Genomic DNA, 12,906 nt, shown 5'->3' on the forward strand with positions numbered 1-12,906 from the left:
GAGGGGGAGCGCAGACCCTGCCGCCGCTACACGTGTCACGCCTTCTTCGGGACCTCCGGCACCGGCAGCAGCAAAGGCAGCCGCAACGCGCCGAACGCCTCCTTCGGGACAGCCGGACGGGCCGGTTCCACCGCCGCCAGCCGGGTGTAGGCCCCGCCCTGCTCCGGCCGCGGATCCTGCTCGCCCTTGTTCGGCCAGTACGACATCGCCCGCTCCGCCTGCGCCGTGATCGTCAGCGACGGGTTCACCCCGAGGTTCGCGGAGACCGCCGAGCCGTCCACCACCGAGATGCCCGGGTGCCCGTACAGCCGGTGGTACGGGTCCACCACGCCCTCCTCGGCCGAGGCGCCGATCGGGCACCCGCCGAGGAAGTGCGCCGTCAGCGGGGTGCCCATCAGCTCGCCGATGTTGCTGCCCGGGAAGCCGTTGATCTCCTCGGCCAGCAGGGTGGCCGCCTCGGTGGCCTCCTTGATCTGCACCGGGTTCGGCGCGCCGTGCCCCTGGCGGGCGGTGAGCAGGCCCTTCCCGAGGCCGCCGGGCTTGCGGTACGTCGTGAGCGAGTTGTCCAGCGACTGCATGACCAGTCCGATGATCGTCCGCTCCGACCAGCGCCGGTTGGACAGCGAGCGCGCCAGCTGCACCGGGTGCTTCGCGGTCCGGGCGAACCAGGCCCGGACCCGGTGCTTGCCGAACGGCACCTGGAGGACGGTCATGAACCCCATGGCGTTGGAGCCCTTGCCGTAGCGGACGGGCTCGATGTGGGTGTCGGCGTCGGGGTGCACGGACGAGGTGATCGCCACGCCCCGGGTGAAGTCGGCGCGCTGCTCCTTGCCGGGGCCCGCGCCGCGGCGTCGGCGGTAGCGGCGGTCGTCGGTCTGCGCTCCGACCAGGCCCTCCGAGTTGGTCCGCGTCAGCTCGCCGAGCCGGTCCGAGATCCGCGGGAGCAGCCCGTTGTCCTTCATGGTGTGCAGCAGGGTCTGGGTGCCGTACGTGCCCGCCGCGACGACCACGTACCGTGCGCGCAGCTCCTTGGCGATGCCCCGGCGGCGCGCGTCGGTGGGGACGGCGCGGATGCGGTAGCCGCCGTCGGGGTGCTCGGCGAGCGCGGTGACGGTGGTCATCGGGTGGATGACGGCGCCGGCGCGCTCGGCGAGGTGCAGGTAGTTCTCGTTCAGGGTGTTCTTCGCGCCGTGCCGGCAGCCGGTCATGCACTCGCCGCATTCGGTGCAGGCCTTGCGGGCCGGGCCGGCGCCCCCGAAGTACGGGTCGGGGACCTCCTGGCCGGGGCGGGCCCCGGAGCCGCCATCGGCGTCCGCGCCGTCGCCGAAGAAGACGCCCACCGGCGCCATGTGGAAGGAGTCCCCGACGCCCATCTTCTCGGCGGCGGCCTTCAGGTGGACGTCGGAGGGGGTCAGCGTCGGGTTGAGGCGTACGCCGAGCATCCGCTTGGCCTGGTCGTAGTACGGGGCGAGTTCCTCGCGCCAGTCGGTGATGGACGCCCACTGCCGGTCCTCGAAGAAGGCGGCGGGCGGCACGTACAGGGTGTTGGCGTAGTTGAGCGAGCCGCCGCCCACCCCGGCGCCGGCGAGCACCATCACGTTGCCGAGCAGGTGGATCCGCTGGATCCCGTACAGCCCGAGGGCCGGGGCCCACAGGTAGTTGCGCAGGTCCCAGCTGTTGCGGGGCAGGCTCTCGCGGCTGAACCGGCGCCCCGCCTCCAGGACGCCGACCCGGTACCCCTTCTCGGTCAGTCGCAGCGCCGAGACCGACCCTCCGAAGCCCGATCCGATGACGATGACGTCGTAGTCGTAATCGTGGTCGTACGACACTGCTTGTGCCTCCCGGTTGGGTCCTGGCGTGCCTAGCGCAGACGGAGAGCCTTCATGACCTTGAGGCTGCGGGTCATGAACGCCGCGTACTTCTCGTCGTCCATGCCCAGCGAGGGCGCCATCGGGAGCAGCCGCTGGTGGGCGACAGTCTGGGCCTCGGTGTACTTGAGGATGCCCTCGGAGCCGTGGCGGCGGCCGAGGCCGGAGTCCTTCATGCCGCCCATGGGCGCCTGGGCGCTGCCGTAGGCGGGGGCGTAGCCCTCGTTGATGTTGACGGTGCCGGTGCGCAGGCGGGCGGCGACGGCGTGGCCGCGGCGGGCGTCCTTGGTCCAGACGCTGGAGTTGAGCCCGTACGCGGTGGAGTTGGCCTGCGCGATCGCCTCGTCCTCGTCGGTGAACCGGTAGACGGACACGACAGGGCCGAACGTTTCCTCGCCGCAGACCGCCATCGGCGCCTCGACGCCGTCGAGGATGGTGGGCTCGTAGAAGAGCGGCCCGATGTCGGGGCGGGCGGTGCCGCCCGCGACGAGGGTGGCGCCCTTGGCGACGGCCTCGTCCACGTGCCGCTGCACGGTCTCCAGCTGGCGCTCGCCGACCAGCGAGCCCATGTCCGCGCCGTACGCGAGGGAGGCGCCGAGCCGCATGGCCTTCGTACGGGCGGCGAAGCGCTCGACGAACGCGTCGGCGATCGAGGCGTGGACGTACAGCCGCTCGATGGAGATGCAGAGCTGGCCGGCGGAGGAGAAGCAGGCGCGGACGGCGCCCGCGGCGGCCTTCTCGATGTCGGCGTCGTGCAGCACGAGCATGGCGTTCTTTCCGCCGAGCTCGAGCGAGACCCCGACGAGGCGGGCGGCCGCGCCCTGGGCGACCTCGCGGCCGGTGCGGGTGGAGCCGGTGAAGGAGACGTAGTCGGCGTGGCGGACCACCTCGGGGCCGACGACGGGTCCGTCACCGAGGACGATCTGGAAGACCTCGGCGGGCAGTCCGGCCTCGATCAGCAGGTCACGGGCCCACAGGGCGGTGAGCGCGGTCTCGGTGTCGGGCTTCATGACGACGGCGTTGCCGGAGACGAACGCGGGCAGCGCGTCGCCGACGGACAGCTCGAGGGGGTAGTTCCAGGGGGCGATCTGGCCGACGACCCCGCGCGGCTGGCGCAGCTCGGTGACCTTGGTGAGGGTGGGCATGGCGCCCGTGTGGCCCTTGGGGCGCAGGTACGCGGGGGCCTTGCGGCCGTAGTGCCGGGCGGCGACGGCGACGGCCTGCACCTCCTCGTGGGCGTGCAGGCGCGCCTTGCCGGTCTCCAGCTGGATGAGGTCGAGCACCTCGGCCTGGCGGGCCAGGACCAGGTCGTGGAAGCGCAGCAGTACGGCGGCCCGCTTGCGTACGGGGGCCGCGGCCCAGGCGCTCTGGGCCGCGCGGGCCCGGTCGAAGGCCTCGGCCACGTCCTCGGGGGTGGCCTCGGGCAGGTCCGCCAGCTTGGCCCCGGTGAACGGGGTGTGGTTGGCGGTCCGGCCGGAGCCGATCACTCCGCGGGTGAGCCGGGCGACCAGGTCGGGGGTCACCACGTCGGCGGCGGTGCGGGCACCGGCCGGGGCCGGGGCGACCGGATTGGTGGGTGCCGGTGCGGTGCGGAGGGGGGCCGGGGCCTGCGAGTCCGTCATGCCGGTGAGCGTATTGCGCCGGACAGCCTTTGGGTACCCGCCGGTAACCGGATTTTGCCATTTCCGCCAGTGATCGCTGGCAGGGTGACGGGATCAGGGCTTCTTGGCAGGCGGTTCCCAGCCGCTGAGCACGATGTCGAACTGCTGCTCGGTCGTGGCCCAGTCGGCGACCGGGCTCGACATGTAGATGGCGTACTCCGTCCCGTCCGGGGCGACGTACATCTGCTCCTTGGCCCTGCGCGGACCGGGGTGGTTCTGCTTCTCCGTCCAGCTGAAGTCCCAGAGCGCGGCCCGGGTGCTGTCCCGGAACGTGTTCTGGTTCAGCCGCACCTTCTTGTAGTCGGTCCGCTTCGCCACCTGCTTCTCCAGGTCGAGCAGGTGCGCGTACGGGTCCTGGTAGTCCGGGGTGGAATCGGAGGCGATCCGGATGAAGTGCTTTCCGTCGTCCGGCGTGTAGTCGATCTGATCGCCGTTCGCCTGGCGCTTCCAGCCTTCCGGGACGAACAGGGTGAAGCCGGCGATGGGGTCGGTGACCTCCTTGTAGCCCGCCGGAGGGCCGGCGTCCTCGTCGTCACCCTGCTGGTCGGGGGCGCTCGCGTTCTTGTCGGAGCCGCCGCCCCCATCCGTGTCGTCGGTGAACTTCAGCACGCCGAACACGGCACCGCCGCCGACCAGTGCCGCCACGAGGGCGACGGCCGCGGCCCGCTTGATCCGGCCCGTGGCCTGGCTCCCCGCTGCGGGCGCGGGCCCGTCCTGTTCGGGCAGGGCCGCCGTGCGCCCCTGATCGGGCGCCGGGCCGGTGGGCGGGACGGGCTCGGTCGCGCTGCCGGTGCCGGTGCCGCTGTCGGGCTCCTGGGCGTCGGTGAGTTCCTCCGGAGTCACCGCGCGGGTGGGCACGTACGCGTGCGCCGCCTTCGGCTCCCGGCCCTCCATCGCCTCGATCAGCATCCGCTCGGTCTCCTGGGCCGAGGGCCGCTCGGCCGGATCCTTGCGCAGCAGGGCGGTGATGACCGGTCCCAGGGCCCCCGACTGCCGCAGCGCCGGCGGCTCGTCGTTGACCACGGCCTGCAGGCTGGAGATGGGCGAGGTGCGGCGGAAGGGCGAACGGGCCTCGACTGCCGTGTAGAGGGTCGCGCCCAGCGACCACAGGTCGGAGGCCGTACCGGGGGTGCCGCCGGTGACCCGCTCCGGGGCCAGGTAGTCGATGGAGCCGACAATCTCGCCGGTCCGCGTGATGGAGGAGTCGCCCTCGATCGCGGCGATCCCGAAGTCCGTGAGCAGGACCCGCCCGTCCTTGGCGAGCAGCACGTTGCCGGGCTTCACGTCCCGGTGCAGGACGCCGACCGCGTGCGCGGCGCGCAGCGCACCCAGTACGTGCAGCCCGATCCGGGCCGCCTCGGTGGGCTCGATCCGGCCGGCCGCCTTGGCCGCTTCCGCGAGGGAGGGGCCGTCGATGTACTCCATGACGATCCACGGCCGGTCGTCGTGCTCCAGCACGTCGTGGACGACGACGACCGCCGGGTGCTGGATCCGGGCCGCGGCCCGGGCCTCTTTCTGCGTCCGGGCGTGCAGGACCTCCCGGTCGGCCTGGGCGACGTACAGACCCGCCGTCAGTTCCTTGACGGCGACGGTCCTGTGCAGCAGCTCGTCATGCGCGCGCCACACCTTGCCCATGCCGCCGCTGCCGATGGGCTCCACGAGCCGGTACCGGCCAGCGAGCACCGCACCCGCACCTGTCTGCTGTTCCACGAAACCCCGCCACTCTGTGCACTTCGGGCCAGATTACGGAGCCCTCGGGGCTGCCGGAACCGTGAAGGCTCGGTTCCGGCAGCACTGTGACGCAATCGCCGTACTGAGTCACCGTCAGTCGGCTTCAGCCCCCCGATTTGTAACTCCCCGTGGCCTTTTCGAAGACCTCGGTGACCTTGCCCTCCCCGTCCTGCGGACCGGTGACCATGACGACGTGGTAACTGCCGCCGAGTGCCACGACGAAATTCCGGGCAACGACGCTGCGGCCGTTGCCGTCGATCCACGTGTACCGGCCGGTGACGCGGAGCTGGTTGCCGACCTTCGTGGTCTTGACGTCGCCGCCGCTGGCCCAGGTGGAGGACCGGTACGGGGCCAGCTCCGGCTCCTTGTCCTTCTGGTACGTCGCCGGGTCCGGATTGCCGTCGACCTTGTCGCGGCCGGGGACGACCGTCAGGACGTACTCCCCGTCGGTGTAGCGGACCTGCCCGGCCTCGTTCATGCCGCGCCGCTCCCAGCCGCCCGGGACGGCGATCTCGAAGTGCTCGGGGTCCTGCTGGGTGGTGTAGCCGGGCGGGGCGGGGGCGGGGGCCCCGGTCTGGGGGGTCTGGGGCGTCTGGCTCTGCTTCGGCGAGGGCGAAGCGGAGGTGGGCGGGGTGGGGGAGCCCGAGGACGACACGGGGGTCTTGGCGGCGGCGTCCTGCCGGTCTGCCTCCCGGGGCAGGAAGAGCATGGCGTAGGCCACCGCCCCGGCGAGCAGGGCGAGGATGCCGATGAGCAGGATCCGTCCGAGGGAGCGCGGCCCCCGCGAGGGTGCGGGATTGCGGTGCCTGCCGTGCAGTTCGCCACGCCGGCGTACGACGGGCAGCCGCGCGGGATCCGGCTCCGGCACCGGGAGCGCGCCGAGGCCGCCGTCCGGTTCGGGGGCGGACCGTACGAGCGAGCGCAGCCAGCCGCGGAGCTCCTCGAAGTCGGGGCGCTCGGTGGGGTCCTGGCGCAGCAGCGACTCCACGACCGGGCGCAGCGGGCCGCATTCCTCGGCGAAGGCCGGGGATTCGGCGCAGACCATCTCGACGAGCTCGGTGACGCTGTCCTCGGGGTACGGGGCGTGGCCCTGGACGGCGCGGTACAGCAGCGCGCCGAGCGCCCAGAGGTCGGTGGCGGGCCCGACGGGGGCGGCCAGCTGCCAGGGCCCCGTGACGGGCCCGGCCTGCTCGGGGGCCCACCGCTCGGTGACGGCCCCGACGACGGCCATCCGCGTCTGCCGGGCCCGCTCGGCATCCAGCCCGCTCCGAATCCCGCCGCCACCCCAACCCCCGCCGTGGCCGGGCGGGCTGGGCCGGCCGGGGAGCGGGTGCGCGGCCGCGGCATCCGAACCCCCGGTCCCCTGCGGCCCGGCCGGGCCGGGCGGGCCGGGCGGGAACGGGCCACCGGCCGGCTGGGCGGACTGGGCGGGGTACGGGTTCAAGCCCGCATCCGCAACCTCGTCCTGTTGCCGGCGAGACCGGCCGGGCGGGAGCAGGGCGGCCGGCTCGCCGGGGAGTACGTACGAGCCCGTGTCCGGGCCCTCGGACCCGTTCTGCCGAACGGGGCCGGGCTCGCCCGGGGGCAAGTACGAGGCCATGTCCGGGCCCTCGGCGCCCTGCGGCCGGCCCGGGTGGGGATGGGCGGCCGGGGGCGGGGGGTCGGCCTGGTGGTAGCCCTGGGGCAGGGCGAGTTGCGCGGGCAGCGGGGGACGGGCCGGCGCCGGTTCGGACTGCGGCTCGGGCTCCGGCTGCTCGGCGGACGGAAGGGCGGCCTGCCGACGCGGGGTGGCCCCGTGCCACGGCGCGCTCGTACCGGTCTCCGGGCCGCCGTACGGGTACGAGTACCCCTGCGGGAGGTTCGACCCCTGCGGCCTCGGCTCCGGCGCGAGCTCGGATCCGCCCTTGCGCTGCTCGGTGACCCGCGCGGCGGCGGCCTGTGCCCCCGCCCGGTACGCGGCGATGGCCCCGGCGCGGGCGGCCGCCTTGAGGTCGGGCCGCTCCTCGGCAGCCCCGGGGGTGATGTGGTCGGAGTACCGCGGTCCGGTGTCGTACCCGGGCGCCACGAGGGGCGCGTAACCGCCGGCGCCCGGACCGGCATCCCGCCCGCCGCCCGCCGGCTCGTCCCCTTCCCCGCCTCGGCCGCCCCGTACGGCGAGCCCCGCACCGGGCCGGACGCCCGCGGAGTTCGCCCCCGTACCGGGCGGTGTCCCCCAGCCCTGCTCCCCGTCGGGGTCCGGCGCCGCGGCCCGGCCCGGACCGGCGGCTAAGGCATCCGTACCCGGCTCCGGTGATGCCGGGGGCGGTGCACTCCGGGCCTGGGCGGCGGAGTTCCGGCCGGGTCCGGCGCCGGGGTTCGGGGAGGCCGCCGGGGGCGTGCCCCAGCCCCGGGCCGGGGCAGGGGCCGGCGTCGCGGCGGGCGGGGCCCATGCGTCGGACCCGCCGGGGTTCGGCGGGACCGGGTCGTAGCCGCACAGGGCGTCCTCGGCGGCACCCGCCGCCAGCCCCGTCAGCACGACCCTCCCGTCCTCGCATATCAACACGGTCCGGACGGTGATGTTCCGGTGCGTCCAGCCGTGCGCGTGCAGCACCCGCAGCGCAGTCAGCACGTCCGCAGCGACCTCCGCCGCCCGGTACGGGCTCAGCGGTTCATCGGCGATGAGCGCGGCCAGCGGACGCGCCGGCACCAACTCGCTCACTATCCACAGCGAACCGCCCTCGGCGAACACGTCGAAGACCTGGTCCAGCCGCGGATGGTCCGGCACGGACGCGGCCGCCTGCGCAGCGGCGATGGCCCTGCGCACGGCCGGCAGATCCCCCGCCGCCCGGCGCCCGGGCGCCATCGGGGCCCGCGCCCCGGCCCCGGCCGCCGCGTCCCCGTCCAGCAGCTCGGCATCCACGAGCTCCGGCAACGGCACCTGCCGTACCAGGACTTCCTGCCCGCTGCGCGTGTCGAAGGCGCGGGTCTCGACCAGCTCGTACTCGTCCGACGGCGGCAGCGGCAGACGGTAGCGGTCGGCCAGGATCCGGCCGGCGTAGTCCTCCACTTCGCCTCCCCCGAGTGCTGGGGGCGCACGTGTCCCATGGCCCCGCTGCCACGATACGTCGCGCAGGGCGCCCGCGTCCCGGGCCTGGGAAGGCTCGTGGCGAGCGGCTGCTCAGCCGAGCGGCTGGAAGGTCTGGAACGCCGTGTTGCGCATCGTCGTGCACTCCGCGCCGTCCCACTGGTCCGCCGCGCAGCTGATCATGATGGCGTAGCCGTTCTTCCCGTCCACCTTGAAACCGCGGTTGAGCACCCGGACCTTGATGCCGTTCTGCTCCCGCTCGAACTCCCAGTCGGCGACGGTCGGGTAGCCGTTGTACTCCGTCGCGTCGATCCGGATCGTCCGGTAGTTCGTGCTGGAGCTCGCCGTTCCGGCGACCGCCTCCGCCCATGCGGCGCGGGCGTCGTTGCCGGGGCTGGAGGTGTGGTCGACCTGGATGCGCGGGAAGCCGCCGTCGCGGCTGTATATCGCGCCGGAGTTCTTGCCGGCTATGCCCGTCACGTGGAAGCCCGAGGGCATCACCATGGAGAAGTGGAACCCGGGGTCCGTCACCTTGGCGTATCCCTCGGGGAGTGCGCCTCCGGGACCGCCCGGCGAGGCGCCTTGGCCCTGGCTCTGCCCCTGGCCCTGACTCTGTCCCTGCTGCCCGCCAGGGGACTGCCCCTGGCTCGGCGCGGTGCCGCCGGTGCCGGCGCCGGTGCCGGCGGTGCTGCCGCTGCCGCCCTTGCCTGCGGTGGCGTTGGTCTCGCCGTTCTTGGCGGACGCGCTGGGGTTCGGCGTGCCGGAAGCCGTCGTACCCGGACCGCCCTTGCCCTCTTCCTTCTTGTCGGACGGGTCGTCACCGCTGATCGCGTACGCGATCAGGGATCCGATGACGGCGAGCACGACGACCACGCCCACTATCGCGAAGGCGATGGTGCGGCGGGACATGACGTCGGTGAGCGGTGCCGCGACCGGCGACGGCTTGCCCGTCACCGGGGGCTCGGCAGCCGAGGCCGCCGTCGTCGCCGCTGCGGCTGCGGCTGCTGCTGCGGCCTTGCGGGTCGCCTTCAGCGCAGCGCGGGTCCGTTCGCGCTGCTCGCGCTCGAGCCGCTCGCGCTCCTTCTTCTCCGCCTTCTCGGCGGCCTTCTCGGCAGCCCTTTCGGCGGTGACCTTGGCCGCGGCCTCCTTGGCGTCGGCCAGCGAGATCTGCCGGGTCTCCTCGACGGCCGGGGCAAGGACCGGGGCGGGGGCCGGCTCCGGCGCGTTGATGACGGCGGTGAGCATCGCCCGGGCGCGCTCTTCGTCGAGGCGGCGGGCCGGATCCTTGGCCAGCAGGCCGTAGATGACCTCGGTCAGCGGACCCGCGTTCTTGGGCGGATCCACCGGCTCGGTCATCACAGCGGTGAGGGTGGCGAGCGCGGACCCCTTGTCGTACGGGGGCACGCCCTCGACGGCGGCGTAGAGCAGTCCGCCGAGGGACCACATGTCGGCCGGCGGGCCGGGCTTCTGGCCGCGGGCGCGCTCGGGGGAAATGTAGGAGGGGGCGCCGACGAGCATGCCGGTGGAGGTGACGGAGGGGTCCCCCTCGACCTGGGCGATGCCGAAGTCGGTGAGGACGACACGGCCGGTGCGGGCGATGAGCACGTTGGACGGCTTCACGTCCCGGTGCAGGATGCCCTGGCCGTGCGCGGCGCGGAGCACGTCGAGCACGGCGAGGCCGACCTCGGCGGCGCGGTGCGGAGTCAGCGGGCCCTGTTCACGGATGAACTCGGCGAGCGAAGGGCCCTCGATGAGCTCCATGACGATCCACGGGCGCTCATCCTCGTCCACGACGTCGAAGACGGTGACGGCGCCGCCGCTGCGGATCCGGGCAATGGCCTTGGCTTCGCGCAGGGTGCGGGTGATGAGGCGGCGCTTCTCGTCCTCGTCGACGCCAGTGCTGAAACGGAGTTCCTTGACGGCGACCGTCCGGCCGAGGGTCTCGTCCTCGGCGCGCCAGACGGTGCCCATGCCGCCCTTGCCGAGCACTTCACGCAGCCGGTAGCGGCGTGCGAGCAGCCGCCCCTCGGCTCCCGCGCCCTCGGCGGCCTTGGCGGCAGCGGCCTTGACGGCAGCCGCAACGGCATCGGCCTTCTCGACGACGGGATTCCCCCCTGCAACGGGCTTCGCCGCAGCAGGCTTCTTGTCCTCGGACTCCGCCACCGCGCCCGCCGGCTTCGCCGCCCCGGCAGACGGCGCGGCAGACGGCGCGGCAGCCTTGCCCAGGTCGGCCTTCGCCGCAGGCGTGCCGGCAGGCTTGGCGCCCTCGGACGCACCACCACCGGCCCCCGCCGCAGCCTTCGCCGGCCCGGCGCCGGCCGCGGGCTTGCTCAGATCGGCCTTCGCCGCAGCAGGTGCCTTGTCCTTCGGCTCCGCCGACTCGGCGGACACCGCAGCAGCCTTCGCCGCAGGCGTGCGGGCAGGCTTCGCATCCTCGGACGCGCCACCACCGGCCCCGCCCGGGGCCGGCTTCCCGTCCCCGGCGGCACCAGCCGCAGCGTTCGCCGACCCGGCGGCAGCCGCAGGCTTGCTCAGGTCCGGCTTCGCCGCAGGCGGCGTGGCAGGAGTCGGGTGGCCGTCCTGGTCCGCCGTAGGCGACTTTGGCTCCGCCGACACAGGCTTCGCCCGGTCCTGCTTCGCCGCAGGCGACTCGGCGGGCGACTCGGTGTGCTCCGGCTTCGACATGCGTCCCCTCTGCGATCGTGCCGCCTGCTCCGGCTGCTCCGGCAGCCTCCGGGCTCCCCGGTGGCCCGCCCCGGGAGAACCCGTGCGGTAACCCGCCCCGGCAGAACCCTCATTGTTCCTCACTCCGCAACGGACGGGCGCCCCGGGTCCGCGGTTCCCCCCTCCGCATCCCGGAGTTACAACGGAACGATGTCGGGAGCCCCCAACCGCGCCGCATCCGCCGTCTGGTCGTCCGGCTGACGCTGCGATTCCCGTTCCGCCTGCACCCGCTTCTCGTAGTGTTCCACTTCCTTCTCGATCTGCTGCTTGTCCCACCCCAGGACCGGAGCCATCAGTTCCGCGCACTCCCTGGCCGACCGCGTCCCCCGGTCGAACGTCTCGATCGAGATCCGCGTCCGCCGCGTCAGCACGTCGTCCAGGTGCCGCGCCCCCTCGTGCGAGGCCGCGTACACCACCTCCGCCCGCAGGTAGTCGTCCGCCCCGCCCAGCGGCCGGCCCAGCCCGGGGTCCGCCGCGATCAGGTCCAGCAGTTCGTCCGTCAGCGAGCCGTACCGGTTCAACAGGTGCTCCACCCGCACCACATGAAGGCCCGTCCGGGCCGCCATCCGGACCCGCCCGTTCCACAGCGCCCGGTACCCCTCCGCCCCCACCAGCGGCACGTCCTCCGTCACGCACTCCGCGACCCGCTGGTCCAGCCCGTGCACCGCCTCGTCCACGGCGTCCTTCGCCATGACCCGGTACGTCGTGTACTTGCCGCCCGCGACCACCACCAGCCCCGGTACGGGATGCGCCACCGTGTGCTCGCGCGAGAGCTTGCTCGTCGCGTCCGACTCCCCGGCCAGCAGCGGCCGCAGGCCCGCGTACACCCCCTGCACGTCGTCGCGCGTCAGCGGCACCGCCAGCACCGAGTTCACGTGCTCCAGCAGGTAGTCGATGTCCGCGCTGGACGCCGCCGGATGCGCCTTGTCCAGGTCCCAGTCCGTGTCCGTCGTCCCCACGATCCAGCTCCGCCCCCACGGGATGACGAACAGGACCGACTTCTCCGTCCGGAGGATCAGGCCCGTCGAGGAGTGGATCCGGTCCTTCGGGACGACCAGGTGGATGCCCTTCGACGCCCGGACGTGGAACTGCCCCCGCTCCCCGATCAGGGCCTGCGTGTCGTCCGTCCACACCCCCGTCGCGTTCACCACCTGCCGCGTGCGGATCTCGTACTCCCCGCCGCCCTCCACGTCCTGCACCCGCGCGCCGACGACCCGCTCCCCCTCGCGCAGGAAGCCGACCACCCTCGCCCGATTGGCGCACTGCGCCCCGTACGCCGCGGCCGTCCGGACCAGCGTCGCCACGTACCGCGCATCGTCCATCTGGGCGTCGTAGTACTGCAGGGCCCCCACCAGCGCGTCCTTGCGCAGCGCCGGAGCGACCCGCAGCGCGCGCCCCCGCGACAGGTGCCGGTGCAACGGCAGCCCCCGCCCGTGCCCGCTGGACACCGACATCGCGTCGTACAGCGCGACGCCGGAGCCGGCGTAGAACCGCTCCCAGCCCTTGTGCTGCAGCGGGTACAGGAACGGCACGGGCTTCACCAGGTGCGGGGCCAGCCGCTCCAGCAGCAGGCCGCGCTCCTTCAGGGCCTCCCGTACGAGGGCGAAGTCCAGCATCTCCAGGTACCGCAGGCCGCCGTGGATCAGCTTGCTCGACCGGCTGGAGGTGCCGGACGCCCAGTCCCGGGCCTCCACCAGCCCCGTCGAGAGGCCTCTGGTCGCGGCGTCGAGGGCGGTGCCGGCGCCCACCACGCCCGCGCCCACCACCAGCACGTCCAGTTCCCGCTCGGCCATCCGGGCGAGCGCCTCTTCGCGCTGGACCGGCCCCAGTGTCGCTGTCCTCACGGCTGCCTCCCGTT

General features: G+C 73.7%; 6 protein-coding genes. All 6 read right to left on the minus strand.

What is annotated here, in order from left to right; all coding sequences use genetic code 11:
- Positions 1-35 precede the first annotated feature (35 nt).
- The 6 genes from ACZ5WG_RS24950 to ACZ5WG_RS24975 all read right to left on the minus strand — a co-directional run bounded on the left by ACZ5WG_RS24950 (position 36) and on the right by ACZ5WG_RS24975 (position 12,892).
- Complete coding sequence (locus ACZ5WG_RS24950; protein WP_468726045.1) at positions 36-1,829, minus strand: GMC oxidoreductase; 1,794 nt, start codon at positions 1,827-1,829, stop codon at positions 36-38.
- 32 nt (positions 1,830-1,861) lie between these two features.
- The gene (locus tag ACZ5WG_RS24955) at positions 1,862-3,490 is read right to left on the minus strand and encodes a succinic semialdehyde dehydrogenase (RefSeq protein WP_468726047.1); all 1,629 of its coding nucleotides are present in this window, start codon (positions 3,488-3,490) and stop codon (positions 1,862-1,864) included.
- A gap of 93 nt (positions 3,491-3,583) precedes the next feature.
- Complete coding sequence (locus ACZ5WG_RS24960; RefSeq protein ID WP_468726048.1) at positions 3,584-5,239, minus strand: serine/threonine-protein kinase; 1,656 nt, start codon at positions 5,237-5,239, stop codon at positions 3,584-3,586.
- Positions 5,240-5,363: 124 nt separating this feature from the next.
- Entirely contained in the window at positions 5,364-8,306 is a 2,943-nt protein-coding gene (locus tag ACZ5WG_RS24965; RefSeq protein ID WP_468726049.1) for a protein kinase family protein, read from the minus strand.
- A 111-nt stretch (positions 8,307-8,417) separates the two neighbouring features.
- Positions 8,418-11,009 carry a serine/threonine-protein kinase gene (locus ACZ5WG_RS24970; protein ID WP_468726051.1) on the minus strand — a complete coding sequence of 864 codons (2,592 nt, stop codon included), beginning with the start codon at positions 11,007-11,009 and terminating at the stop codon, positions 8,418-8,420.
- Between the two features lie 176 nt (positions 11,010-11,185).
- The gene (locus tag ACZ5WG_RS24975; RefSeq protein ID WP_468726053.1) at positions 11,186-12,892 is read right to left on the minus strand and encodes a glycerol-3-phosphate dehydrogenase/oxidase; all 1,707 of its coding nucleotides are present in this window, start codon (positions 12,890-12,892) and stop codon (positions 11,186-11,188) included.
- Positions 12,893-12,906 lie beyond the last annotated feature (14 nt).

This window comes from Streptomyces sp. NPDC032745, assembly GCF_055579465.1.